General features: G+C 65.0%; 23 protein-coding genes. 8 read left to right on the top strand and 15 right to left on the bottom strand.

Annotated features, from left to right (window positions below; all coding sequences use genetic code 11):
• Window positions 1-248 precede the first annotated feature (248 nt).
• A complete protein-coding gene (locus I6F33_RS19665; protein ID WP_225143812.1) occupies window positions 249-1,523 on the bottom strand; it encodes an acyl-CoA dehydrogenase family protein in 1,275 nt (424 codons plus the stop codon).
• 210 nt (window positions 1,524-1,733) lie between these two features.
• On the opposite strand from I6F33_RS19665, the gene I6F33_RS19660 reads away from it, so the two are divergent.
• Entirely contained in the window at window positions 1,734-2,513 is a 780-nt protein-coding gene (locus tag I6F33_RS19660; protein ID WP_225143810.1) for an enoyl-CoA hydratase-related protein, read from the top strand.
• A gap of 252 nt (window positions 2,514-2,765) precedes the next feature.
• Here the strand turns inward: I6F33_RS19660 and I6F33_RS19655 are convergent, their stop codons facing one another.
• From I6F33_RS19655 to I6F33_RS19645, 3 genes are read right to left on the bottom strand one after another with little or no spacing between them, the layout of a single operon-like run.
• Window positions 2,766-3,143, bottom strand: a complete 378-nt coding sequence (locus tag I6F33_RS19655) for a DUF6285 domain-containing protein (RefSeq protein ID WP_036016253.1) — start codon at window positions 3,141-3,143, stop codon at window positions 2,766-2,768.
• A 3-nt stretch (window positions 3,144-3,146) separates the two neighbouring features.
• A complete protein-coding gene (locus I6F33_RS19650) occupies window positions 3,147-4,133 on the bottom strand; it encodes a phosphotransferase family protein (protein WP_036023006.1) in 987 nt (328 codons plus the stop codon).
• Window positions 4,130-4,918, bottom strand: a complete 789-nt coding sequence (locus I6F33_RS19645; protein WP_225143809.1) for an enoyl-CoA hydratase/isomerase — start codon at window positions 4,916-4,918, stop codon at window positions 4,130-4,132. The genes I6F33_RS19650 and I6F33_RS19645 overlap by 4 nt, the downstream gene beginning before the upstream one ends.
• A 166-nt stretch (window positions 4,919-5,084) precedes the next feature.
• On the opposite strand from I6F33_RS19645, the gene I6F33_RS19640 reads away from it, so the two are divergent.
• The 4 genes from I6F33_RS19640 (at window position 5,085) to I6F33_RS19625 (ending at window position 8,688) form a co-directional block, all read left to right on the top strand.
• Complete coding sequence (locus I6F33_RS19640) at window positions 5,085-5,864, top strand: SDR family NAD(P)-dependent oxidoreductase (RefSeq protein WP_036044683.1); 780 nt, start codon at window positions 5,085-5,087, stop codon at window positions 5,862-5,864.
• 105 nt (window positions 5,865-5,969) lie between these two features.
• A complete protein-coding gene (locus tag I6F33_RS19635; protein WP_225143808.1) occupies window positions 5,970-6,350 on the top strand; it encodes a VOC family protein in 381 nt (126 codons plus the stop codon).
• Window positions 6,351-6,726: 376 nt separating this feature from the next.
• A complete protein-coding gene (locus I6F33_RS19630; RefSeq protein ID WP_225143807.1) occupies window positions 6,727-8,004 on the top strand; it encodes an acyl-CoA dehydrogenase family protein in 1,278 nt (425 codons plus the stop codon).
• A 69-nt stretch (window positions 8,005-8,073) separates the two neighbouring features.
• Window positions 8,074-8,688 (top strand): flavin reductase family protein, encoded by a 615-nt coding sequence (locus I6F33_RS19625; RefSeq protein WP_036016244.1) that lies wholly within the window; start codon window positions 8,074-8,076, stop codon window positions 8,686-8,688.
• Window positions 8,689-8,881: 193 nt separating this feature from the next.
• Here I6F33_RS19625 and yghU read toward each other — a convergent pair whose 3' ends face one another.
• Window positions 8,882-9,754, bottom strand: coding sequence for a glutathione-dependent disulfide-bond oxidoreductase (gene yghU, locus I6F33_RS19620; RefSeq protein WP_225143806.1), 873 nt, complete (start codon window positions 9,752-9,754; stop codon window positions 8,882-8,884).
• Between the two features lie 285 nt (window positions 9,755-10,039).
• Here yghU and I6F33_RS19615 point away from each other — a divergent pair, with 285 nt between their 5' ends.
• Together I6F33_RS19615 and I6F33_RS19610 are read left to right on the top strand one after the other, a co-directional pair.
• Entirely contained in the window at window positions 10,040-11,173 is a 1,134-nt protein-coding gene (locus I6F33_RS19615; protein ID WP_225127329.1) for a nitronate monooxygenase, read from the top strand.
• Window positions 11,174-11,296: 123 nt separating this feature from the next.
• Window positions 11,297-12,814, top strand: a complete 1,518-nt coding sequence (locus tag I6F33_RS19610) for an acetyl-CoA acetyltransferase (protein WP_225143805.1) — start codon at window positions 11,297-11,299, stop codon at window positions 12,812-12,814.
• 140 nt (window positions 12,815-12,954) lie between these two features.
• Here I6F33_RS19610 and I6F33_RS19605 read toward each other — a convergent pair whose 3' ends face one another.
• The 6 genes from I6F33_RS19605 to ltnD all read right to left on the bottom strand — a co-directional run bounded on the left by I6F33_RS19605 (window position 12,955) and on the right by ltnD (window position 21,659).
• Window positions 12,955-14,649 carry a methyl-accepting chemotaxis protein gene (locus tag I6F33_RS19605; RefSeq protein ID WP_225143804.1) on the bottom strand — a complete coding sequence of 565 codons (1,695 nt, stop codon included), beginning with the start codon at window positions 14,647-14,649 and terminating at the stop codon, window positions 12,955-12,957.
• 232 nt (window positions 14,650-14,881) lie between these two features.
• Window positions 14,882-16,570, bottom strand: coding sequence for a methyl-accepting chemotaxis protein (locus tag I6F33_RS19600; protein WP_225143803.1), 1,689 nt, complete (start codon window positions 16,568-16,570; stop codon window positions 14,882-14,884).
• Window positions 16,571-16,814: 244 nt separating this feature from the next.
• Entirely contained in the window at window positions 16,815-18,506 is a 1,692-nt protein-coding gene (locus I6F33_RS19595) for a methyl-accepting chemotaxis protein (protein ID WP_225114882.1), read from the bottom strand.
• Window positions 18,507-18,674: 168 nt separating this feature from the next.
• On the bottom strand, window positions 18,675-19,949 hold the full coding sequence (gene otnK / locus I6F33_RS19590; protein WP_225114881.1) for a 3-oxo-tetronate kinase: 1,275 nt from the start codon (window positions 19,947-19,949) through the stop codon (window positions 18,675-18,677).
• The gene (gene otnI / locus I6F33_RS19585; RefSeq protein ID WP_036025697.1) at window positions 19,946-20,728 is read right to left on the bottom strand and encodes a 2-oxo-tetronate isomerase; all 783 of its coding nucleotides are present in this window, start codon (window positions 20,726-20,728) and stop codon (window positions 19,946-19,948) included. Before otnI ends, otnK begins: the two co-directional genes overlap by 4 nt.
• Window positions 20,729-20,741: 13 nt before the next feature.
• Window positions 20,742-21,659: an L-threonate dehydrogenase gene (gene ltnD / locus I6F33_RS19580; RefSeq protein ID WP_036025711.1), complete on the bottom strand. Its 918-nt coding sequence runs from the start codon at window positions 21,657-21,659 to the stop codon at window positions 20,742-20,744.
• Window positions 21,660-21,765: 106 nt separating this feature from the next.
• On the opposite strand from ltnD, the gene I6F33_RS19575 reads away from it, so the two are divergent.
• Window positions 21,766-22,440, top strand: coding sequence for an aldolase (locus I6F33_RS19575; protein ID WP_225139552.1), 675 nt, complete (start codon window positions 21,766-21,768; stop codon window positions 22,438-22,440).
• Between the two features lie 180 nt (window positions 22,441-22,620).
• Here the strand turns inward: I6F33_RS19575 and I6F33_RS19570 are convergent, their stop codons facing one another.
• Genes I6F33_RS19570 through I6F33_RS19555 form a run of 4 tightly spaced genes read right to left on the bottom strand, consistent with a single transcriptional unit; the run spans window position 22,621 to window position 25,898 of the window.
• Complete coding sequence (locus tag I6F33_RS19570) at window positions 22,621-23,325, bottom strand: ABC transporter ATP-binding protein (protein WP_061878149.1); 705 nt, start codon at window positions 23,323-23,325, stop codon at window positions 22,621-22,623.
• A complete protein-coding gene (locus tag I6F33_RS19565) occupies window positions 23,309-24,040 on the bottom strand; it encodes an ABC transporter ATP-binding protein (RefSeq protein ID WP_057027088.1) in 732 nt (243 codons plus the stop codon). Before I6F33_RS19565 ends, I6F33_RS19570 begins: the two co-directional genes overlap by 17 nt.
• On the bottom strand, window positions 24,037-25,020 hold the full coding sequence (locus I6F33_RS19560; protein ID WP_225143802.1) for a branched-chain amino acid ABC transporter permease: 984 nt from the start codon (window positions 25,018-25,020) through the stop codon (window positions 24,037-24,039). The genes I6F33_RS19565 and I6F33_RS19560 overlap by 4 nt, the downstream gene beginning before the upstream one ends.
• Complete coding sequence (locus tag I6F33_RS19555; RefSeq protein WP_036004931.1) at window positions 25,020-25,898, bottom strand: branched-chain amino acid ABC transporter permease; 879 nt, start codon at window positions 25,896-25,898, stop codon at window positions 25,020-25,022. The genes I6F33_RS19560 and I6F33_RS19555 overlap by 1 nt, the downstream gene beginning before the upstream one ends.
• Window positions 25,899-25,914 lie beyond the last annotated feature (16 nt).

Raw genomic sequence — 25,914 nt, 5'->3', positions numbered from 1 at the left:
GCCAGGGCGCGGGTCCTACGTCGGTGCTCTAGGCACAGGTGGGCAAGGCGGCTCCCGGCGGATCGGCCCGGCCGACCAGCCTACACCAACTGACTGGCCTCCGAACGCCAGAAGGGTACAGGGTGGGTTAGCCGTAGGCGTAACCCACCTCTTTGCAATCCACGCGGATGGCGCTGGTGGGTTACGCCCTGCGATCGCGCTTCGCGCAATCGCAGCGCTAACCCACCCTACGATAGCAGTGCGAGCGTCTAATGCTTCCCCGGCCCCATATACCCGAACAGGAATCCCGCCACTTTCCGCATCTGGATCTCCTCGCTGCCTTCGGTGATCCGATAACGGCGATGGTGGCGATAGATGTGCTCGAACGGCTTGTGGCGTGAATAGCCCATGCCGCCATGGACCTGCATGGCGCGGTCGGCGGCCTCGCAGCAGAGGCGGTTTGCCCAATAATTGCACATCGAGACCCGGTCGGACAGGGTGCGCTCGATTTGCTCCTCATTGAGCTGGTCCATCTCCCAGGCGGTCTTGCGGATCAAGAGGCGCAGCATCTCGGCTTGGGTCGCAAGCTCGACCAACGGGAACTGGATCGCCTGGTTCTCGGCCAGCGCCTTGCCGAACGGTTTGCGCTCACGCGCGTATTTCACACTCTCGTTGATGCAGTAGACCGCGGCGCCGAGCGAGCTTGCCGCCTGGCGAATGCGGTTCTGGTGCACGAAGCATTGCGCCAGCGACAGGCCGCGGCCGACCTCGCCAAACAGCGCATCCTCCGGCACGAACACGTCGGTGAAGCTGACGCGCGGATGATCGGTCGGCATGTTGAAGGTCCACATGTACTCCTCGACCCTGACGCCGGGACTCTTGGCCGGCACTAGGAAGCAGGTGATGCCGCGGGCGTCGCCATCGTTGCCGCTGGTGCGCGCGAACAGCGCGCAGTGCGTGGCGACGTGCATGCCTGTCGTCCACATCTTCTCGCCGTTGATGATCCAGCCCTTGACGTTGTCGCGGGTAGCTGCCACCGCGCGCGTCTCCATATGGGTGGCGTCCGAGCCGTGATGCGGCTCGGTCAATCCAAACGTGATGCGGTACTTGCCTCTGATCGAGCCGTCGATCATCGCCTTCTGGTCGTCGCGGCCGTAGCGGTCGAGCATCGTGACGACGGGGAAGTTGCCGACGATGGAATGCTCGTTCTGGAGGTCGTTATGCAGGCCGAGGCCCTTTGCGGCAAAATGCTCGCGGATCACGGCCATCCAGAGGTTGGAGCCGTCCTTGCCGCCATATTGCTTCGGCACAGGAAAGCGCAAATGCCCGGCGGCATCCGCAAGATCCTTGGCCTTGCGCAGCAGCGCCTCCCATTCGTGACGCGGCAGGCCGCCATTGTCGAAATCGGTGCGCGCCCATTCGCGGCGATGGTCGAAGAAGCGGATGTTGTCGTCGGCCTGTTCCAGCGGCTTGATCTCGCGTTCGATGAAACGGTCGAGCTCTCCGAGATAGGCGACGAGATCGGCAGGCAATGAGAAATCCACAGGTTCTCTCCCGGATTGATTTTATCGTTTTGCGTTAAGGCGCTGGGCGCATTCTTGCTTGGTGCGATTAAGGTGAGAAGAGCGCGTGCAAGTCAAGCAAGCCGAGATGTGAGGAGCGCAAGGCGCGCCCGCGCAATTCGATGGTGCTCTGGCGCACCCGCACGGTAGTATGGCGCCAATATTCCTCGAAAGAAAATCCGGGAGCGCGCGATGGAGCTGAAATTCTCAAAGGTGGAACGCAAGGGGCCAATCACGATCGTGACGCTGTCGCGGCCCGAGGTCTACAACGCGCTGCACACCGATGCGCATTTCGAGCTTCAGAAGGTGTTTGACGATTTCTCCGGAGATCCCGAGCAGTGGATCGCGATCGTCACGGGCAGCGGCGATAAGGCGTTCTGCGCCGGCAACGATCTGAAGTGGCAGGCAGCGGGGGGAAAACGCGGCTGGGACAAGGGCGGTTTTGCCGGCCTCACCTCGCGCTTCGACTGCGACAAGCCTATCATCGCCGCGGTGAACGGCGTCGCGATGGGCGGCGGCTTCGAGATTGCGCTCGCCTGCGACCTCATCATCGCCGCGGAGAACGCGACCTTCGCCCTGCCCGAGCCGCGCGTCGGCCTTGCCGCGCTCGCCGGCGGTCTGCACCGGCTGCCGCGGCAGATCGGGCTGAAGCGCGCCATGGGCATGATCCTCACCGCGCGCCATGTCAGCGCAAAGGAAGGTCGCGAGCTCGGTTTCGTCAACGAGGTGGTGCCGCAGGGCGAGGCGCTCAACGCCGCGCTGCGCTGGGCCGAGATGATCGCCAAGAATTCGCCGATGTCGATCCGGGCCTCCAAGCAGGCGATCCAGAAGGGGCTTGGCGTGTCGCTGGAGCAGGCGATCGCGGAGCAACGGGACTATCCGGCCGTGCAGGCGATGGTCGCCTCGCAGGATTACGTCGAGGGCCCGAAGGCGTTTTCCGAGAAGCGGCCGCCGAAATGGGTGGGGAAGTAGGAAACGGGTCTCCCCACTCGTCATTCCGGAGCGCGCCGACAGGCGCGAGCCCGGAATCCATTGAGCGACAGAACGTGCGGATGAATGGATTCCGGGTTCGTCGCTTCGCGACGCCCCGGAATGACGGCGGAGAGAGGAGCGCCCCCTCTCTCAACACTGTCATTGCGAGCGTAGCGAAGCAATCCAGGCTGCCCAGCAGAGACAGTCTGGATTGCTTCGTCGCAAGGGCTCCTCGCAATGAGGGGGAGAGACCTACCCGCTTCGTCCTAGTTCGCGCTTGTACGAGGCATAATTCGGCTGATCGACCGCCAGCTTGTCCATCGTGGTTGCCCACAGGTGCTCGGCGAGGCCTGGGGTCGCGAGATCCATCTCCCCGCTCGCGATGCGATGTGCGAGAACACGGTTGAGCTCCATGACCGAGCCGTCGATGCCGAGCAGCGCGCGCAGGCGCTCCACCTCCTTCGCATCGCTTCCCTCCTCCCGCGTCAGCTGCCGCGTGACGAGGTCGAGGATGTTGATGGCGACGCGCAGCTTGAAGGCTTGGTGGCCGGAGATCAGCGGCGTGATGTCGCTGCGGAGGAAATCGGCGACTGCCTTGGTCAGCTCGATCGGGGTCGGCTCGTCCTGCATGTGTCAGCTCCCGCGCGGCGCCAGAAGCCGCAACAGATCGATCTCGGTCTCGCTGGCGCGGCGGCCGATCATGGCGCGCTCCATGGAATGGTCGGGCCCCTCGCGAAAGCGCTGCATCATGCCGCCGCACATGATGCCCCAGCGCAGCGTGCCCATCACTTCCCAGAACTTGACGCGCTCAGGGTCGACCTTGCGGCCCGAAGCCTCGTAACCGGCGAACAATTCCTCGCGCGAGCCAAAGCCGCCGACGGGCTTGTCGATCTCGCCGAAGCGCCAGGAGTTCACGCAGACCCAGCCGAGGTCCTCCATGGGATCGCCGAGATGGGCGAGTTCCCAGTCGAGCACGGCGCGAACGCCATCCGCGCCGATGATGAGATTGCCGTTGCGGAAATCGCCGTGCACCAGCGTGGTCTCGACTGAGGGACCCGGATCGTGGTCGCGGAGCCAGCGCAGCGCCAGCTCGAACACGGGCTTGGGCCAGTTCAGGCTGCGATAGTCGCGCTCGAACTCGGCGATCTCCTGGGTCGCGCCCCTGCTGCGCAACGCAGGCAATTTGTCCTGCGGCAGCCGATGCAGACCTGCGAGAATGCCGCCGATCTGCCGCGCCAGACGCGGCCGCGCCGCCGCATACTCTTGATCGCGAAGAATCTTGCGCGCGATGGTCTCGCCCTCGACGCGCTGCATGATGAAGCCGGTGCCGAGATCGTCCTCCGGCACCAGCACATGCAGGACGCGGGGCGACGGCACGCCGGCCTCATAGGCGAGCTGCATCAGCTGCGCTTCCGCGGCAAGACCGGCCGCGCGGGTCGGCGCGGCGCCATAGCCCTTTGGTGAGCGCCGCAGGATCGCGCCGATCGGCCCGTCGGGATGGGAGATGTCGAAGCGCCAGGTTTCCTGGCTGGCGCCGCCGGAGAGCTTTGCCGCACAGGTCGCGCCGGTCGCCCCTTTGCACCAGCGCTGGACGCTGCGTGAAAGCGCCGCCTCGATCATTTGCCCTTGAACTGCGCGGGCCGCTTCTCGAGGAAGGCGCCGACGCCCTCGCGGAAATCCTCGGTGTCGCCGGCGCGGAGCTGGCACTGGAATTCCAGATTGAGCTGATCCTCGAAGGAATTTTCCGGGCTGTCCCAATAGAGCTTGCGGATCAGCGACAGCGCCACGGTCGGCCCGCTGGCGAGATCGCGCGCCAGCTTCATCGCTTCCTCCATCAAGACGCCGTCATCATAGACGCGGTTGACAAGGCCCCATTCCAGCGCCTTCTCGGCCGGCAGGCGCTCGCCCATCAACGACAATTCGATCGAGCGCGCGCGGCCGACGAGGCGCGGCAACAGCCAGGTCGAGCCGCAATCCGGCACGAGGCCGATGCGGCGGAAGGCCTGCAGGAAATAGGACGAGCGCGCGCATAGGATCATGTCGCCGAGCAGCGCGAAGCTCATGCCGGCGCCGGCGGCCGGGCCATTGACCGCGGTGACGATCGGGCAGTGCAGGTTGCGGATGCGGCGCAGGAAGGGATGAAAGCCGGTCTCCAGCGTAATGCCGGCCTTGGTCTTCTTCGCCTGGTTGTTGCGGCCTTGCAGATTGGCGCCCGTGCAGAACGCCCGCCCCGCACCGGTCAGCACCACGCAGCGCACCTCGTCCTTCTTCTCCTCGATCGCATCGAGCGCCTCGGAAAGACCGCCCAGCATGTCGACGGAGACCGCGTTCATCACCTCCTGATGGTCGAGCTTGAGGATCGCGACCGAGCCATCGAAGTCGAGCGTGACGTGTTTGAACTGCATGGTTTCCTCATCAGTTGCGGCCCGCACCAGTTTCGCAGGCCGGAATTCGTTTTGCCGGGGCGCATATTTGATTTTTGGCGCGGTCTTGTCCATGCTGATCGGAGCATAGCAAGCAATCTTGTGCGCAGCGGCTGATGCGCCGCAGTCAGAAAACAGGAAACGCGCCATGAACCTCTTCGACCTTTCCGGCCGCGTGGCCGTGATCACCGGTGGCAATGGCGGCATCGGGCTCGGTATCGCGCAGGCGCTCGCGGGCCAGGGCTGCAACGTCTCGATCTGGGGCCGCAATGCTGACAAGAACAAGGCCGCTGCCGCGAGCATGGAGGGCCTGTCCGGCAAGGTCGACAGCCGCGTCTGCGACGTCACCGATCCGGCCTCGGTCGCTTCAGCGATGAAGGCGACGCTCGACACCTTCGGCCGGGTCGATGGCTGCTTCGCCAATGCGGGCATCGGCGGCGGTGGCCGGCGCGCCTTCATCGAGCGCACCGAGGAGGAATGGCGCACGATGTTCGCGACCAATCTCGACGGCGTGTTCCACGCGTTCCAGGCCGCCGCCAAGCACATGACGGATCGCGCCAATGCCGGCGATCCCTTTGGCCGGCTGGTCGCGACCTCGAGCCTCGCCTCGATCTTCGGCACGGCGCGCAACGAGCATTATGCCGCGACCAAGGCCGCCATCAACGCGCTGGTGCGCGCGCTCGGCGTCGAGCTGGCACGTCACGGCGTCACCGCCAATGCGATCCTGCCGGGCTGGATCAAGAGCGACATGACCGCAGGGCTCATGGCGAACGACAAGTTCGTAGCCAACGTGATGCCGCGGATTCCGATGCGGCGCTTCGGCGAAGCCTCCGATTTCGGCGGCATCGCGGTGTATCTGATGAGCAAGGCGTCGTCGTATCACACCGCGGATACGTTCGTGATCGACGGCGGCTATACCGCGTTTTGATTCTCATAGCCCGGATGGAGCGCAGCGAATCCGGGACGGCCAAAAGCAAGCAGACCCGGATTTCGCTCTGCTCCATCCGGGCTACAACACTGAGGGAACGGGCAAATGTTTTCACACGTCATGATCGGTACCAACGACCTGGACAAGGCCAAGGCGTTCTACGACCAACTGCTCGGCACGCTCGAGGTGCGGCCGGCCAGGGTCGACGGCCACCGCATCTTCTACATCACCAAGACCGGAGTGTTCTCGGTATCGAAGCCGATCAACGGCGAGCCGGCGACCTGCGCCAACGGCGGCACGATCGGCTTTGCCGCCAATTCGCCGGAACAGGTCAATGCGTGGCACGCAGCGGGCGTTGCAGCCGGCGCAAAATCGATCGAGGATCCACCCGGCATTCGCCAGGGCCCGGGCGGCAAGCTCTATCTGGCCTACCTGCGCGATCTCGATGGCAACAAGATCTGCGCGATGCATCGGATGGCGAACTAGCCACATCCACTGCTGTCATTCCCCGCGACCCGGCTACGCCAAGGCTTCGCCGGGGTTGAGGTCCAGGGGCGCCGAAGCTTTAGCGTAGGCGGCAGGCGGGGAATCCAGTACGCCGCAGCTACTCTGTTCAATCACTGCCGTCTCGGAGTGCTGGATCGCCCGCCCCAGTGCGCAAGTGCGCACAAGGCGGGCGATGACGGCGGAGAGCGTGGCGCGGGCGTGCCCAGCGCGCCGCGCCCATTCAAACAACATTTCAAACGGCCTTGCGATATTCCATCGCATGGCATGGCCTCACGCGAGAAAATGCGCGCTCGCACTTTGACGGCGCTGCGACTATTCTTGCGCACAACACATTCCAACGATCCCGGGAGGACCAATGACAAAACACACCTACATTCCCCGCACCACCAACTACACGCTCAATCCCGGCGACGAGCTCAACGACTTGCGGATGTCGGACCAAGTCCGGCCGCTTTACGATCACGTCAAGAAGTTCATCCGCGATACCGTCGAGCCGATGTCGATCGAGTTCGCCAAGGCCGGCGAGGGCAAGGAAGATCGCTGGAGTTTTACGCCGAAGCAGCTCGAGGTGCTGGAGAAGGCCAAGAACAAGGCCAAGCAGGAAGGCCTTTGGAACTTCTTCCTGCCCGATGACGAGACCGGCCAGGGCCTGAAAAATCTCGACTACGCCTATATCGCCGCCGAGCTCGGCAAGAGCCCGCTGGCCTCGGAGACCATGAATTGCTCGGCGCCCGACACCGGCAACATGGAGGTGCTGGAACGCGTCGGCACCAAGGAGCAGAAGGAGAAATGGCTGAAGCCGCTGCTCAACGGCGAGATCCGATCGGCCTATGTCATGACCGAGCCGAACGTCGCCTCCTCCGACGCCAAGAACATCTCGACCACCGCAAAGCTGGTCGGCGACGAATGGGTGATCAACGGCGAGAAGTATTACATCTCGGGTCTCGGCGATCCCCGTTGCAAGATCCTCATCGTGATGGTGAAGACCAACCCGGACGCGCCGCCGAGCAAGCAGCAGTCGCAGATCCTGGTGCCGCGCGACACGCCCGGCGTCGAGGTGCTCGGTCCCATGTACGTGTTCGGCCAGGACCACGCCCCGCGCGGCCACATGCACATGCGCTTCAACAATGTGCGCGTGCCGAAGGAGAACATCCTGCTCGGCGAAGGCCGTGGCTTCGAGATCTCGCAGCTCCGCCTCGGCCCCGGCCGCATCCATCACTGCATGCGCACCATCGGCAAGGCCGAGAAGGCGCTCGACCTGATGGTGCAGCGTGGCCTCACCCGTGAGGCCTTTGGCAAGAAGATCGCCCATCTCGGCGGCAACATGCAGATCATCGCGCAGGCGCGCTGCGAGATCGAGGCGATGCGGCTGATGGTGCTGAAAGCGGCGAAGGCAATGGACGTGCTCGGCAACAAGGAGGCCCGCGTCTGGGTCTCCATGGTCAAGGCCATGGTGCCCGAGCGCGCCTGCAGGATCATCGATCAGGCCATCCAGATGCACGGCGCCACCGGCATCTCGCACTGGACCCCGCTCGCCGAGATGTACCAGGACGTGCGGCACCTGCGCTTCGCCGACGGTCCGGACGAGGTGCACTGGATGGTGGTGGGCCGCCACGAGCTGAGCATGGCGTGAGCCGCTCTCTTGGCGCGCGTCGGCCTCTCCCCGCCCACGGGGAGAGGCGCAGAAAGAAACGGAGCCACCATGGACTACGCCGCCAGCGAGCTGACGCCACGCGAGCGCTACAAGGTGCTGACGTCCTTCATTCTGCCGCGGCCGATCGCGTGGGTGACCACGCTCGGGCCGACCGGCGTGGTCAACGCCGCCCCGTTCAGCTTCTTCAACGCCTTCTGCGAGGATCCGCCGCTCTGCATGTTCGCGGCCAACCGCAAGCCGAACGGCGAGGACAAGGACACATTTCTCAACATCCAGCGCACCGGTGAATTCGTGGTCAACCTCACGGACGAGCCGCTGGCGCGGGCGATGCACGAGAGCAGCGGCGATTTTCCGCCTGAGATCAGCGAGCCCGATTATCTCGGGCTGAAGCTTGCGCCCTCGACGAAGATCGGGGTGCCACGGCTAGCTGACACGCCCTGGGCGATGGAGTGCAAGCTCTGGAAGCTGATCGACGTCAACGACGATCGCCGGCTGATCATGGGCGAAGGCCTCCACTTCCACATCCGCGACGAGCTCTGGGACGACAAGGCGATGCGGGTGCACATGGACCGCTATCACCCGATCGGCCGCATGTTCGCCGACCGTTACTGCCGCACCGATGACCGCGTGGTGTTTCCGGCGGCGGAGGGCATGAAGAAATAGGCCGCAGCAACGGTGCGCTCCCTCGCCCCATTCCTACGGGCCGCGACGAGCTTGGCTCGCGCTGAGAGGGTTGGGGTGAGGGGCTTTCTCCACGCGCGAGACTGTCGAGGGACCTGTACCCCCTCACCCGAATTCGATCTGCGATCGAATTCGACCTCTCCCCGCTTGCGGGGAGAGGTGATGAACCCGTCAGCTACGTTGCGGGCACGAGCTTGTCCTGGGTCTTGGTCTCGAAGTCGCTCGCGTCGTGGCGCTCGTGGAGCTGGCTGGCGGGATCGCCGGAGACCCGGTTGACCATGCGGCCGCGCTTCACGGCGGGGCGCTGCGCAATCTGGTCGGTCCAGCGCTGCACGTTCCTGTAGTCCTGCACCGACAGAAATTCGCCGGCGCCATAGACCAGCCCCTTGGCGAGCGCGCCATACCAGGGCCACACCGCCATGTCGGCGATGGTGTAGTCCTTGCCCGCGAGATATTCGTTGTCAGCGAGACGCCGGTCGAGCACGTCGAGCTGGCGCTTGGTCTCCATTGCGAAACGGTCGATGGCGTATTCGATCTTGGTCGGCGCATAGGCGTAGAAGTGGCCGAAGCCGCCGCCGAGATAGGGCGCACTGCCCATTTGCCAGAACAGCCAGGACATCGCCTCGGTGCGGGCCTTGACGTCCTTCGGCAGGAAGGCGCCAAACTTCTCGGCGAGGTAGAACAGGATCGAGCCTGACTCGAACACCCGGACAGGCTCGGGGCCGGAGCGATCCATCAGCGCCGGGATCTTGGAATTTGGATTGATGTCGACGAAGCCGCTGCCGAACTGATCGCCATGGCCAATCTTGATCAGCCAGGCGTCATATTCGGCGCCCTTGTGGCCGAGCGCCAGGAGCTCCTCCAGCATCACGGTGACCTTGACCCCGTTCGGCGTCGCCAGCGAGTAGAGCTGAAGCGGATGCTTGCCGACTGGCAGCTCCTTGTCGTGGGTAGGGCCGGCAATGGGTCGGTTGATGTTGGCGAATTGCCCGCCGTTCTCCTTGTTCCAGGTCCAGACTTTGGGCGGCACGTAAGGGGCGTCGGTCATGCGGGGCTCCGGGCAAAAAGGATGCGTCTGCATTAATTAGCCCGCAAACGGCCGATGACAAGGGCGCCGCAATGCATTGCCGGATGGGACAACTCTGCGTTTTGTCATGGCAGCCCCTCCCCTCCGTCATTCCCGGGTGCCCGCAGGGCCTGCGGCCCGCGGATAGAGCGCGACGTCTGCACACAAGATGCCTCGCCAGATCCGGCATGTCATCGATCGGCTAGCGTCACTTTGCTTTGCCAGCGAAAGCAACGAGAATGCGAAGCCTGCCGCCGGGAGAGAGCCATGAAATCGCCGATCTGCGACATGCTGGGGATCGAATTCCCGCTGCTCGCCTTCAGCCATTGTCGCGACGTCGTTGCCGCCGTCAGCCGCGCCGGCGGCTTCGGCGTGCTGGGCGCGACCGTGCATACGCCGGACACGCTCGAGCGTGAGCTGACGTGGATCGATGATCACGTCGACGGCAAGCCTTACGGCATCGACGTGCTCATCCCGGAAAACATCTCGACAGCCGGCGAGAAGGACGTCACCTGGAAGAGCCTGGAAGCGCGCGTGCCGCAGGAGCACCGCAACTACACGCGCGATCTCCTGAAGAAGTACGACATCGAGCTGACCACCACCGAGGTCGCGGACAACCAGCCGCAGCCGTTCGACGGCAAGACCGCGCTTCAGCTGCTCGAGGTCTCCTTCAATCATCCGATCCGCCTGATCGCCAATGCGCTGGGCGTGCCGCCGAAGGCGATGATCGAGATGGGCAAGAAGCACGGGGTGCCGGTTGCAGCGCTGGTCGGCGCCAAGGAGCACGCGCTGCGCCAGGTCGCGGCCGGCGTCGACATCCTCGTGGTGCAGGGCACCGAGGCCGGCGGCCATTGCGGCGAGGTTTCGACCATGGTGCTGGTGCCGGAGGTGATCAAGGCGATCAAGCCGATCCGCGACGTGCCGGTGCTGGCGGCCGGCGGCATCATGACGGGGCAGCAGATGGCGGCCTGCATGGCGATGGGCGCGGCCGGCGCCTGGACCGGCTCGGTGTGGCTGGCCACGGTCGAGTCCGAGACAAGCGAGATCTTTCGCGAGAAGATGATCGCGGCATCCTCGCGCGATGCGGTGCGTTCGAAGGGCCGCACCGGCAAGCCGGCCCGGCAGCTCCGCTCAGTCTGGACCGACGCCTGGGACCGCGCGCCGGATAGCCCGGGCGCGCTTCCGATGCCGTTGCAAAGCATCATTAGCCGCGACGCCTTCCATTCGATCGACCGAGCCGCCGCAAGCGGCAACGCCAAGGCGCGCGATCTCGTCAGCTATTTCGTCGGCCAGGGCGTCGGCCTGATCGACAGCGTGAAATCGGCGGGTGCGGTGGTACAGGAGTTCAAGCAGGATTTCGCCGAAGCCGTCGAGCACATGAATGCGCTGGTGGCGGAGTAGTCACTACATCGTCATTGCGAGCGCAGCGAAACAATCCAGGCTGCCGCCGCGGACCCATTTCTGGATTGCTTCGTCGCTTCGCTCCTCGCAATGACGAAGCAACTAACGTCGTGAATCGAGATTATGACTGAGAAGAACAATATCCCCGAAGACCGCATCCCCGTCATCGTCGGCATCGGCGAGATCGTCGATCGCCCGAAGGAGATCGCCGAGGGTCTCGAACCGCTCGACCTGCTCGAACAGGCGCTGCGGCGGGCTGAACAAGACGCCGGCGCAAAGCTGCTCGGCGAGGTGCAATCGCTCGACGTCGTCAATTTCCTGAGCTGGCGCTATCGCGATCCGGAGCAGCTTTTGGCTCAGCGCCTCGGCATCTCGCCCGCGCATTGCTATTACGGCCCAGTCGGCGGCGAGAGCCCGATCCGCTACATCCACGAGGCGGCCAAGCGCATCGCGCGCGGCGAGTGCAGCGTGGCGGCGGTGTGCGGCGCGGAAGCGCAATCGAGCGCGACCAAGGCGGAGCGCGCCGGCGTCAAGCTGCCGTGGACGCCGTTCGCCCATGACGTCGAGGAACCCAAGCGCGGCGCGGCGTTCCAGAAGCCCTTAGCAGTGAAGCTCGGCGTATTTCGGCCTGTGACCGTCTATCCGTTCTATGAGGCGGCCTCCTCGGCGCATTGGGGGCAGACGCCGCGCGAAGCCATGGCGGAATCAGGCACGCTGTGGTCGCGCTATTCGGAAGCCGCCGCGGAGAATCCATACGCCTGGCTGAAGCGGCGTTATGCGCCGGAGGAGATCACGACGCCGACCGCAGACAACCGGCTGATCGCCTGGCCCTACAACAAGCTGATGGTGGCCAATCCCAGCGTCAACATGGGCGGTGCGCTGCTGCTCACCAGTCTCGCCAAGGCACGCGCGGCCGGGATCGCCGAAGACAAACTGGTCTACCCGCTCGGCGGTGCCTCGGCGGAAGAGCCGCGCGACTATCTGATGCGCGACCAGTTTTACGAGAGCCACCCGCAGAATGCCGTGCTCAAGAGCGTGATGGACCTCGCCGGCGGCGATCGCAAGACCTTCGACGCAATCGAGCTCTACAGCTGCTTCCCCTGCGTGCCCAAGATGGCGCGGCGGACGCTGGGCTTGGACCCCGACGTGCAGCCGACCGTGACCGGCGGCCTCACCTTCTTCGGCGCGCCGCTCAACACCTACATGACGCATGCGGCCTGCGCGATGGTGCGGCGACTGCGCGACGGCGCCAAGCTCGGCCTGCTCTATGGCCAGGGCGGCTTCGTCACCAAGCACCACGCGCTGGTGGTGTCGAAGACGGCGCCGCGCGAGGTGCTGGTGCAGGAAACGAGCGTGCAGGCCGATGCCGACCGCAACAATCGCGCAGTGCCGGACTTCGTCGCGGAGGCCACTGGCAAGGGCAAGGTCGAGACCTTCACCGTGCTTTACGGCCGCGGCGGCAATATCGAGCATGGCGTCGTGATGCTGCGGACAGAGGACGATCGCCGCACGCTGGCGCGGGTCCCGGCGAGCGACGGCGCGACGCTGGCGCATCTGCTCGCCATGGATCGCACCCCGGTCGGCTCGCTCGGCGAAATCGCTATGGCAGAAGATAACGTGCCCGAGTGGCGGGTGGCGTGATCTCGTAGGGTGGGCAAAGCGAAGCGTGCCCACGGCCTTCGTGTGATCCGGAAAGAATGGTGGGCAAGGCGCAAGAGCGCCTTTGCCCACCCTACGAGATCTCAGCCCTTCGGCGCCTGTTTTTCCGACGCGGTCGAGAGTCAGGCGGCGCGAACCGAGTTCAGGAACTTGCCGACCTCGAGCTTGAGGCGGTTGGAATCGCGGGACAGCATCTGGGCCGCCGACAGGACCTGCGTGGACGCTGATCCCGTCTCCGAGGCGCCGCGCTGCACGTCGCCGACGTTGGACGAGACCTGCTGGGTGCCCAGGGCGGCCTGCTGCACGTTGCGGGCGATCTCCTGGGTCGCTGCGCCCTGCTGCTGCACGGCCGTCGCGATGGCCGAAGCGATCTCCGACAGACGCGCGATGGTGCCGCTGATCTCCCCGATGGCGCTGACCGAATCCTGCGTCGCCGCCTGGATGCCGCCGACCTGCTGGCCGATCTCGCCGGTGGCCTTGGCCGTCTGCTCGGCGAGCGCCTTGACCTCGGAGGCCACCACCGCGAAGCCGCGGCCGGCTTCGCCAGCCCGCGCCGCCTCGATGGTAGCGTTGAGTGCCAGCAGGTTGGTCTGGCCGGCAATCGCATTGATGAGCTCGACGACATCGCCGATCCGCGCCGCAGCCCGCGACAGCTCGCTAACACGCTCGGTGGTGGCATGCGCCTGGCTGACCGCCTCGCTCGCGATCCGGGAGGAATCCTGCACCTGCCGCCCGATCTCGCGCACCGAGGACGACATCTCCTCGGCAGCCGAAGCCACCGAATGGACATTGCTGGAGGCGGCCTCCGAGCCGGACGCGACTACCGTGGCCAGCTCCTGCGCCCGGCCCGCGGTCGAGGACAGGGTCGAGGCCGATGCCTCAAGCTCAGTCGCGGCGGCCGATACGGTCTCGACGATTTCCCCGATCGCCGCCTCGAAACCGTCGGCAAGCTCGGTCATGTCGGCCTTGCGCTGCGCCTCGGCGCGGCGCTGCACCGCCTGCACCTCGTCGCGGCTGAAGCGGATGATGGTCTGCACGGTCTGAAGGTTGCGCAGCGCCTCGCCGATCTCGTCGTCGCGGTCGATGACGATGCGGTTGTCGAGCTTGTCCTGCACGAGGTTGACCAGGGTGTCGTTGAGATGCTGCATCGGCCCCTTGATCGCACGCATGGTCGCAAGGCCCGCGAAGCCGGCGATGGCGGCCCCGGCAACAGCCAGTAGCGACAGGATCAGGCTGGCCGAACCGCCGGTGGAGACCGCACCACCGACGCCAAGCGCAAGCATGAACAGCGTCTGGAGCGCCATCATCGTGACCAGGCGCGCCTTCAGCGTCCCGGTGAAGATGCCGAAGTGGTCGAGCCAAGAGCGGCGGCGGATGATGCCGGCGTCGATGCGATAGCCGTGCGGCTTCTTCTCGCGGATGGCGGCATAGACCTCTTCGGCGAGCTTGCGCTGATCGGCCGGCAGCCTGGTGCGGATCGAGGTATAGCCCTTCACCTCGCCGTTCTCGCGGATCGGAGAAGCCGTCGCCAGCACCCAATAGAAGTCGCCGTTCTTGCGTCGGTTCTTGACTGCGCCGAGCCAGGGCTTGCCGGCCTTCAGCGTGTCCCAGAGATTGTCGAATGCCTCCGGCGGCATGTCGGGGTGGCGGACGATGTTGTGCGGCTGGCCCATCAGTTCCGCCGACGTGAATCCGGCGGCAGCGAGGAAGTCCTCGTTGAAGTAGGCGAGCTTGCCCTTCAGGTCGGTCCGCGAAACGATCAACGTCTCATCACTGACCGGATATTCAACGGTGGTGACGGGAAGATTCTTGCGCATCAGAGCCCCCAAACAATGCGGTATGCGTTCATTCCAAGACAGGACGGCCGCTGCTCGAGGCGCCTTCCGCCGATTCTCGTGAATCGAATTTAACTATCCATGAAACGGGCGCCCCGTATGTTTACGGTCGGCTCCCCATGATTCTACCGCCAGACGACATCACGCTACCGCAGAAAAAAAAGAGCGGCGCTTTTGGCGCCGCTCCCGGTTTGATCTATCCTTCGGCCGCGCCTTACGCGGCGCGGACGTTGGTCAGGAACTTGCTGACCTCGCTCTTCAGCCGGCCCGAATCATTCGACAACATCTGCGCCGCCGACAGCACCTGCGAGGAGGCCGTGCCGGTCTCGGTTGCGCCGCGCTGCACGTCGGTGATGTTGGACGACACCTGCTGGGTGCCCTGCGCCGCCTGCTGCACGTTGCGGGCAATCTCCTGCGTCGCGGCGCCCTGCTCTTCCACCGCAGCCGCGATGGCCGACGAGATCTCCGACAAGCGCTCGATGGTCGAGGAGATCTCCTTGATGGCGCCGACGGAGTCGTTGGTCGCCGCCTGGATGCCGGAGATCTGCTGGCCGATCTCGCCGGTCGCCTTCGCGGTCTGCTCGGCGAGCGCCTTCACCTCGGAGGCGACGACGGCAAAACCGCGGCCGGCTTCGCCGGCGCGCGCCGCCTCGATGGTGGCGTTCAGCGCCAGCAGGTTGGTCTGGCCGGCGATGGTGTTGATCAACTCGACGACGTCGCCGATGCGCGCGGCGGCCTTGGACAATTCGCTGACGCGCTCGGTGGTGGCACGGGCCTGACCGACTGCATCGCCCGCCATCCGCGCCGATTCCTGCACCTGGCGGCTGATCTCGCCGACCGACGAGGCCATCTCCTCGGTCGCCGAGGCCACCGACTGCACGTTGGTGGAGGCTTCCTCCGAAGCGCCGGCCACCGTGGTCGCGAGCTTCTGGGACCGCTCGGCCGTACCTGTGAGGGTGGTGGCCGATGCTTCCAGCTGGGTCGATGCCGACGACACTGTTCCGATGATCTGGCCGACGGCGCTCTCGAAGTCGTCGGCGAGCCTGACCATGTCGCGTTTGCGCTGCTCGGCATTGCGACGCTCGGTTTCAGCCTGTTCCGCCTTCAGCCGCTCGACCTCGATGGCATTGGTCTTGAACACCTGGACCGCCTGAGCCATCTCACCGATCTCGTCCTTGCGTTCGATACCCGATACGATCACCGAGGTGTCCCCATTCGCGAGAACACCCATCTCGGTCGTGATGCGCTGGATCGGGCGGGTGACCGCGAAGGCGACGCCGAAGGCGCCCACGAGCGAGAGCAGCAGGGTGACGAGGCCTCCGATCAGCATGGCCATGGTGGCGCTGGACGAGGCGGCGTCGGAGGCAGCCGCCCGCACTGACAACAGCGACCGCTCTTCCCTGTCCATTTCCTGGACGACGGCGCGGAGGCCATCCATCGACTTCTTGCCGGCTCCGGAAGCCTCGAGCTCACGCGCCTTCGCCTGGGTTGCCGGATCCTTCATCAGCGCGATTTCGCGCTGCGCGACGTTGGTTGCCCAGTCGTTGGCAAGCGCCTTGACCTGCTCGAGTCGCTTCTGCTGCGTGGCGTTGTCCGAGGTCAGGCTGCCGACTTTGGCCGCCGCAGTCTGAAATTGTTTCAGCCCGGCTTCGTAAGGAGCGAGAAAGCCGGCATCGCCAGACACGAGATAGCCGCGAACGCCGGTTTCCTGATTGACCATCGCACCGACAAGCTCGGAAAGCTGCTCCAGCACCTGATAGGTATGCACTGTCATCTTCGCCGTGGAATTCATTACGCTCAGCGAGTTGTAGATGGCTGCGGTGCTGCCGGCGACGACGAGACAGATCGCCGCGAATACGGCGGAAACCTTAATGGAAATACGAAGGTTGTTGATCCAAGACATTAAATCCTCCCCAATGCTGACGGTCGGGAGTTGCTGGTCCGGACCGGCTCCGATCGTGCTACGACTTCCGCCACGATCTTACCGTCGCTCAGGATTGTTAGGTTTAACGACGCTACGCAGTAGTACGGAGCTTTCGCTGAAGAGTACGTCGCAATTCTACGGGCATATCGACAGCGCAACGCGCGCAGGAAAAACTATGAGCGGCGCCGATGGCGCCGCCCTTGCTTGTGGAACCCACGTCTGTCTACGCGGCGCGGACGTTGGTCAGGAACTTGCTGACCTCGTTCTTCAGCCGGCCCGAATCATTCGACAGCATCTGCGCCGCGGACAGCACCTGCGAGGAGGCCGTGCCGGTCTCGGTTGCGCCGCGCTGCACGTCGGTGATGTTGGACGACACCTGCTGGGTGCCCTGCGCCGCCTGCTGCACGTTGCGGGCAATCTCCTGCGTCGCGGCGCCCTGCTCTTCCACCGCAGCCGCGATGGCCGACGAGATCTCCGACAAGCGCTCGATGGTCGAGGAGATCTCCTTGATGGCGCCGACGGAGTCGTTGGTCGCCGCCTGGATGCCGGAGATCTGCTGGCCGATCTCGCCGGTCGCCTTCGCGGTCTGCTCGGCGAGCGCCTTCACCTCGGAGGCGACGACGGCAAAACCGCGGCCGGCTTCGCCGGCGCGCGCCGCCTCGATGGTGGCGTTCAGCGCCAGCAGGTTGGTCTGGCCGGCGATGGTGTTGATCAACTCGACGACGTCGCCGATGCGCGCGGCGGCCTTGGACAATTCGCTGACGCGCTCGGTGGTGGCACGGGCCTGACCGACTGCATCGCCCGCCATCCGCGCCGATTCCTGCACCTGGCGGCTGATCTCGCCGACCGACGAGGCCATCTCCTCGGTCGCCGAGGCCACCGACTGCACGTTGGTGGAGGCTTCCTCCGAAGCGCCGGCCACCGTGGTCGCCAGCCGCTGCGAGCGGTCGGCGGTCGCGGTCAAGGTCGAGGCGGAGGCCTCTAACTGGGTCGAGGCCGATGACACGGTCTGGACGATCTCGCCGATCATCGTTTCGAATTCGCGGGTGATGTCGTCGACGCGGCGGCCGCGCTCGATCTTGGCTTCGGCGTCGGCCGCGGCGGCTTCGTCGGCGGCCTTCTTGGCGATCAACGCCTCCTTGAAGATCTGGAGCACGTCGGCCATGGCGCCGATCTCGGTCTTCTCGCCGCGATGCGGGACTTCGGCGGAGAGGTCGCCTCGGCCCAGGGCCTGCATCGGCAGGGTGATCGAGTTGATGCCGCTAGACACGTCGCGGACGAGATAGAAACTGACGGCGATGCCGATGACGATGGCGGCGCCGAGAATTGCCGAGACCAGCATGAAGGCGTAGGCGTAGCTGTCGGCGGCGTCCTGAGCGGCCTGTTCTCCGCCTTTGGTGTTGAGCTCGATGTCCTTGGTCAGGACCTCGTCTGCCTGAAGACCGAGCTTGTTGACGGTCTTCGTATTCAGCTCCCGGGCCTCGTGTGGGATCTTGCCGGCTTCCTTGCGCGAGAGCGCCATCACCTCTTCGGTGCCCCTCTTGTAATCGTCCCAGAGCTTTGCCCATTGGGTGTAGAGCGCCCTCTCCTCCGGCGAGGTGATCATCGGCTCGTAGCGGCTGCGGTATTTGGCAAGCGCCTCGAGCACCGTCACGGCCGTCTTTTCGTTGGCGAGCTTCTCGTCCAGCGTGTCGGAAAGCATGTGCTGGCGGACCACGTTGCGATAGGTGATGACGCTCGCCCGAAGCTCGCCCAGCACCCGCACGCTGGGCATCCAATTCATCGTGATGTCGACCGTGTTGGCGTTCATCGACCGCATTTTCATGATGGCGAGCAGGCCCATGCCGGCCATCGCGACGAGCAGGAATGCCACGACACTGATGATCTTGGCGCGGATGGAAATGTTGGCGAACATAATCGGATCTCGTTGTGCTGGCGCGGATGCGCGTCGAAGCTCTAAGAATCAACCAAAGAGGAGCTGCGGCGACATCTGAGCGCAGAGCACCTGCGCAAATGTTAACTGCGGCTCCGTACGAGTACCGAAGCCGAAAGAAATGAACGATGGACTAAGGAGGCTCTGCGCTCAGCGCATGAGCCTAAGCGCGTCGGAGAAGAAGTCCGGACCGCCAAAGTTTCCAGATTTCAAAGCGAGCAACATCTCGCCGGAGCTTGCACCGACCGCGCGCAGCACCGGGACTCCCGCCGCGATTTCTACTCCTACGAGAAATCCAGGAATTTTCAACCGATCGACCACGGCGCCGGATGTCTCGCCACCGGCGACGATCAAGCGACGGACGCCGGCCTGCACCAGACCCTCGGCGATGCCGGCCATGGCCTGCTCGATGGCGTGGCCTGCGGCATCGCGGCCATGGCGTGCCTGCACGGCCGCAACGGCGTCCGGCGTCGCGCTCGAAGCGATCAGCACCGGACCTTCCGCAAGCCGCGGCCTCGCCCAGTCCAGCGCACGCTGCGCTTCAGCGGCGCCCGCGACGATCCGCTCCGGATCGAGATGAAGCACCGGCATGATGCGTTCGGCGCTGGCGATCTGCTGAAGCGTCGCCTGCGAGCAGCTGCCGGCAAGGCATGCCGCCAGGCCGCCGACGGCCGCGCCGGTTTCGCCGCTCGGCGCCGGCTTCACCTTGCCCGTCGACACCAGCGCGCGCGCAAGCCCGAGGCCCATGCCGGACGCGCCGACCGACAGAAGATGTTCAGCGGCGACGAGACCGATGGTCTCGAGGTCGCGGTCGAATACGGCGTCGATGATCGCAGCACCGATGCCTCTGGCGGCGAGCTCAGCCAGCCGTGCCCGCACGGCCTCCGCGCCGCGCGCGACGGTGGCGAGATCGACGAGGCCGATCTGCGTGCTGCTCTGGCGCGCCAGCACGCGCACCAGGTTGGAATCATGCATCGGGTTGAGCGGATGGTCCTTCAGCGGGCTCTCGCTGAGCGGCACGGCGCCGACGAACAGATTGCCCTGATAGACGGTGCGCCCGGTCTCCGGAAAGGCAGGCGTCACCAGCACGGCTCCCTCGCCGCAATCGGCGCGCAGCGCATCCATGACCGGGCCGATATTGCCGGCGTCGGTGGAATCGAAGGTCGAGCAGATCTTGAACAGCACGTGGCCCACGCCGCGGCCGCGCAGCCATTTGTCCGCCGCGCGCGAGCGCGACACGGCAAGGCCGGCCTCGATCGAGCGGCTCTTCAGCGACACCACGACGGCATCGACCTCGGGCAGCATCAGATCGTCGGCAGGGATGCCGATGGTCTGGACGGTGCGCAGGCCGGCGCGCGTCAGCGTGTTGGCGAGATCGGAGGCGCCGGTGTAATCGTCGGCGATGCAGCCTAACGCTGGGGTCACGGCTTCACTCCCGCATAGGGCTTGAACCAGGCGAGGCCATCGGTGGTCTTGCCGCGCGGATTGTATTCGCAGCCGACAAAGCCGGCATAGCCGAGCCGGTCGAGCTCATCGAACAGGAACGGATAGTTCAGCTCCTCGCCATCGGGCTCGTTGCGCGAGGGAATGCTCGCGATCTGGATGTGGCCGATGATCGGCATCATCTCGCGCAGCCGCATGGTGACGTCGCCATGGATGATCTGGCAGTGATAGATGTCGAACTGGAGCTTCAGGTTCGCAAGCCTCAGCTCCTGGATCAGATCCCGCGCAAAGCCGAAATCGTTGAGGAAGTAGCCGGGCACGTTGCGCGCATTGATCGGCTCGATCACGATGTCGATGCCGTGCGGCGCGAAGAACTCGGCGGCCCAGGCCACCGATTTGTAGAAGGCCTCGATCGCGACGCGCTCGCCGCGATTGGCGATGCCGGCCATCAGGTGCAGGCGCTTGACGCCCGTCGCCTTGGCATAAGGCAGCGCCGTCTCCAGGCTCGCCTTGAGATCGGAAAAGCGCGATGGCAGTGCCGCAAAGCCCTTCTCGCCGGCGTTCCAGTCGCCCGGCGGCAGGTTGAACAGCGCCTGGGTCAGGCCGTTGCGCTTGAGCCGTTCGCCGACGGCCTCGGCGGCATGCTCGTACGGAAACAGGAATTCCACCGCGGTGAAGCCCGCTTGCGCGGCGGCGTCGAAGCGGTCGAGGAACGGCACCTCGGTGAACATCATCGAGAGATTGGCGGCGAAACGGGGCATTGGAGATCCTCTGTTACTTGTCGCCGGGCAGCTTGACGCCGGTGACCTGCGCATACATGCGCGCGACCGATGCGTCGTCGTCGCGGCCCATGCCGGCGGCCGATGTCATCAGGAACATCTGGAGCGCGGCGGCGGAGACCGGCACGGGGAATCGGGCCGTGCGCGCCATGTCCTGGATGATGCCGAGGTCCTTGACGAAGATCTCCACCGCGCTTCGCGGCGTGTAGTCGCCGTCGAGCACATGCGGCATGCGGTTCTCGAACATCCAGGAATTACCGGCCGAGGCCGTGATCACCTCGTAGACCTTGCGGATGTCGAGGCCCTGCTTGGCTGCGAACGCCATGGCTTCGCTGGCGGCGGCGATGTGAACGCCGGCGAGCAGCTGATTGATCATCTTGAACGCAGCGCCCTGCCCGGCGGCATCGCCGAGCTCGTAGAGCTTTGCAGCCATGGCATCGAGCGCCGGCCGCGCCTTGGCAAAGGCGGCCGAGCTGCCGGAGGCAAGAATCGTCAATTCGCCTTGCGCGGCGCGCTGCGCCCCGCCGGAGATCGGCGCATCCAGATAGTGCCGGCCGGTCGCCTCCAGCTGCTTGGCAAGACGGCGCGCCACGTCGGGATCCATCGTCGCCGAGGAGACGAACACGCTGTCCTTGGGCATGGTCTCGGCGGCGCCATCCTTGCCGAACAGGATGGTTTCGGTCTGCGCGGCATTGACCACCACGCTGACGACGATGTCTGCGTCCTTGGCCGCTTCGGCCGGCGTCTTGGCCCCCGCGCCGCCGTCCTTCACGAAGCGCGCGACGGCATCCGCCGAGACGTCGCAGCCGGTCACGGCATGGCCGGCGCTCTTGAGCGAGGTCGCCATGCCAAATCCCATCGAGCCGAGCCCGACGACGGCAATACGCTGATTTTGTGAGGTGGAGGCGGACATATGCAACTGACCCTTGCGAGCGTTTCCCAGATGGCCGCCCTTTGCGGCAGCTTGGCAACCGAATAACACGGCTTGGCCGCGCTGCCAAAGCGTGAGACAAGCAGGCATGACGGCCATGAGCAATGAGACATTGCTGCGCGAGGACATCTGCCGCTTCGGACGGTCCCTGTTCGAGCGCGGGCTGACGCCGGGCTCCTCCGGCAATATCAGCGTCAAGCTGGACGATGGCGGCTGGCTGGTGACGCCGACCAACGCCTCGCTCGGCTTCCTCGATCCCGCGAAACTGTCACGGCTGGACCAGCAGGGCCGGCTGGTTTCGGGCGATGCCCCGACCAAGGAAGTTCCGCTGCACAATGCGCTCTACGACACGCGCGGCAGCGCGCGGGCCATCGTGCATCTGCACTCCACGCATTCGGTGGCGCTGTCGATGCTGCCCGAGATCGATCCGCGCGCCGCGCTGCCGCCGATGACGGCCTATTATTTGATGAAATGCGGCGCCACCGCGCTCGTGCCCTATTACCGCCCTGGCGATCCCGCGGTCGCAGATGCGATCAAGGGGCTGGCTGGGAAGTACTCATCCGTGCTGCTCGCCAATCACGGCCCGGTCGTCGCCGGCGACACGCTGGAAGCGGCGGTGTTCGCGACGGAAGAGCTGGAGGAGACGGCGAGGCTGTACCTGCTGCTGCGCGGGATGAACCCACGTTACCTGTCGCCGGAGCAGGTGAAGGATCTGGTGCAGGTGTTCGGGGTGACGTTGCCGGAGCACGGGCACGAGTATTAGCGACTTGCGGTAAGGGGTGGACGAGCGTCGCCTCACCACCGTGTCATTCCCCGCGAAAGCGGGGAATCCAGTACGCCGCGGCTTCTCCGCATATCTCTGACGTCTCGGAGTACTGGATCGCCCGATCAAGTCGGGCGATGACACCGGGTATGTTGCGCGGGCGTGCCCGATACTATTCGGCTACAGCCCCAGATATGCCTTCCGCACATCCGGATTGCCCTTTATCTCGCTGGCTGCGCCCTGCATCAGCACACGGCCGGTCTGCAGGATGTAGGCGCGGTCGGCGATCTCCAGGCATTCGGCCATGCGCTGCTCGACGATGAGGACGGTCATGCCGGAGTCACGGATGAGCTTCACCGCCTGGAAAATTTCGTCGACCAGCTTCGGCATGATGCCCTGCGAGGGCTCGTCCAGCATCAACAGCCGCGGACGCGTCATCAGCGCGCGGCCGATCGCGAGCATCTGCTGCTCGCCGCCAGAGAGCGTCTCGGCGCGCTGCTCCAGACGTTCCTGGAGGCGCGGGAACAGCTTGAAGACGAGATCGAGCGGCTCTTCGCGGTTCGCTTCGCCCCTGTAGAGATAGCTGCCGAGGCGAAGGTTGTCGCGCACCGACAGACGCGGAAACAAACGGCGGTTTTCCGGCACATAGGCGATGCCGGTGGCCGTGATGTGATGCTGCGCCATGCCGTCGAGGCGCTTGCCGTCGAAGGTCACGCTGCCCGAGCGCGGACGCTCGGCGCCGGCGATCGACTTCAGCAGCGTCGACTTGCCCGCGCCGTTGGCGCCGGCGACGCAGACGATCTCGCCCTTCTGGACCTCGATCGAGACCGCGGAGATCGCAACCAGGCCCTGATAGGCGGTGGTGACTTCACGCACCGACAGCATGACGATCTCCCAGATATGCCTTGATCACCTTGGGATCGCGCACGACGTCGGCGGGCTTGCCCTCGACCAGCACCTTGCCGAGATCGAGCACGATGGCGCGATCGACCAGCGGCATCACGATCTCCATGACATGCTCGACCATCAGCACGGTGATGCCGGCATCGCGCACCTTGCGCACCAGCGCCACGCCGGTCTGCGCCTCGGTCGGCGTCAGTCCGGTGAGGACTTCGTCGAGCAGCAGCAGCTTCGGTTCGGTCGCAAGCGCCCGCGCGACTTCGAGGCGGCGCTTCTCGGCCGGCACGAGGTCGCTCGCGAGCACGTCGGCGCGCGCGGCAAGGCCGGTAAACTCCAGCACTTCGTGCGCCTTGCGGCGCGCCTCGCGCATCACGGTGGTACGCACGAGGGCACCGACGATGACGTTGTCAATGACCGTCATGGTCTCGAAGCTCTTTACGACCTGAAAGGTGCGGCCGATGCCCCGCCGGCAGCGTTCGGCCGCCGGCAGTTTGGTGACGTCCTCGCCGTCGAATAGAATTGAGCCTTGCGTCGGCGGCAGCACGCCGGCGATCAGATTGAACAGCGTCGACTTGCCGGCGCCGTTCGGGCCGATCAGGCCGACGATCTCGCCGCGGCCGACCGAGATCGAGACGTCGCTGTTGGCGACGAGGCCGCCGAAGCGCTGCCAGACGCCGCGGGTTTCGAGCAGCGCGCTCATCGGGCAGCTCCCGTCTTCTTCGGGCGTGAAAACAGACTCAGCAGGCCGCGCGGCAGGGCCAGCGAGATCAGAACGATCAGCGTGCCGTAGACAATGAGGTCGACACCCCGCCCCGAGCCGCCGAACTTGAAGCGCGTCAGCTCAGTCAGCGGGATCAGGATGGCCGCCCCTAACACCGGCCCCCACAGGGTGCCGATGCCGCCGAGCACGGCCGGCAGCGCCATCAGCAGCGAGAACTGAAAGCCCATGACGCTTTCCGGATCAATGTAGGAGACGAACTGGGCGTAGAAGCTGCCGCCCACGGCGACAAGGAAGGCGGAGACCGCGGCCGCACCCATCTTGGAATTGAACACGTCGACACCGAGGCTCTCGGCCGCCTCCGGGTTGTCCTTGACGGCGCGCCACCAAAATCCCCACTTGGAGTTTTCCAGCCACCATGTCACGAACCAGGCGAGGCAGCACAGCGCCAGCGCGAAATAGAAGTAGGGCAGCTTGGTGCGCAGAAACTGGAATTTCAGCCAGCTGTCGCCGCGGATCGGAATGGTGATACCCATCGCAGCGCCTGCCCATTCCCAGTTGTGGAACAGAAGCAAGCCGATTTCGGCGATGACGATAGTGGCGATCACGAAGTAATGGCCGCGCAGGCGGAAGAAGGGATAGCCGAGCCCCATCGCGATCAGCGCCGACACCACCCCGCCCGCCAGCATGCCGAACCAGGGCAGCACGCCGAACTTCGTGAACAGCAGCTCGGTGGTATAGGCCCCGAGGCCGAAATACAGCGCGTGGCCGAGCGAGATCTGCCCGCAATAGCCGGACAGGATATTCCAGCTCTGCGACAATCCCGCATACATCAGTGTCAGGATCAGGATGTTCTGGACGACGACGTCCTTCACGAGCAACGGCGTCAGCGCGGCAATGGTAGCGAGCGCTGCGGCGATGATGAGGTTGCGGCAGCGCCGCGCTGCAAAATCCTTGTCCATCACATCGATCCGAACAGGCCGCGCGGCCGGATGAAGACGACCAGCAGATAGACCGAGTAAATGCCGACCGATTTCAGCGACGGCGGCAGCACCAGCGCGGTGACCGCTTCGACGAGACCGACGATGATGCCGCCGGCGAAGGCGCCGAACACGCTGCCGAATCCGCCGAGCGCCACCGTGACATAGGCGATCAGCGCAAAGGACGCGCCGACGTCGGGATAGATGTAGAAGAACACCGCCATGATCGCGCCGGCGAGACCAACCAGCGCGGCGCCGAGCCCCCAGCCGAATGCAAACACGCGGTTCTTGTCGATGCCGACAAGCGCGACTGCACCGGGATCCTCGCGGGTCGCTTCAATCGCGCGGCCGAAATCGGTTCGGTGGATGAAGAAGTAGAGACCTGCAAAAGCGGCGATCGAGACCAGCGCGCCGACCAGTTGCGGCTCCGGCAGAAAGATTCCGCCGACCGAGATGGTTTTGCCGCCGAGCCAGGATTGTGGGATGCTGCGATAGTCCGGCGTGAAGAAATACTGCGCAAGGCCGCGCATGACGATGGCGAGGCCGAAGGTGGTGAAGATCTGCACCATGCCGGCGTTGGCCTTGGCCCGCATGGCGAAACGTACAAGGAGCAGGTAGACGACCGCTCCGAATATGAAGAGTGCCGCGGCGACCAACGGGGCCGACAACAGCGGATCGATGGCGAAGAACGCGAACAGGAAGAAAGACAGATACATCGCGATCATCAGGAATTCGCCATGGGCGAAGTTCGTGACGTCCATCAGGCCGAAGATCAGCGCGAGGCCGACCGCGATCAATCCGTAGAGCAGGCCCATCAGGAGGCCGCTCGCGAGACTCTGGATAATGGCTTGGGCTGTCAACTCTGGTCCCCCGTTC

Source organism: Bradyrhizobium sp. BRP20, assembly GCF_020194215.1.
In the GTDB taxonomy this organism is placed as follows: domain Bacteria; phylum Pseudomonadota; class Alphaproteobacteria; order Rhizobiales; family Xanthobacteraceae; genus Bradyrhizobium; species Bradyrhizobium yuanmingense.
This window is presented reverse-complemented; position numbering and strand designations above follow the sequence as displayed.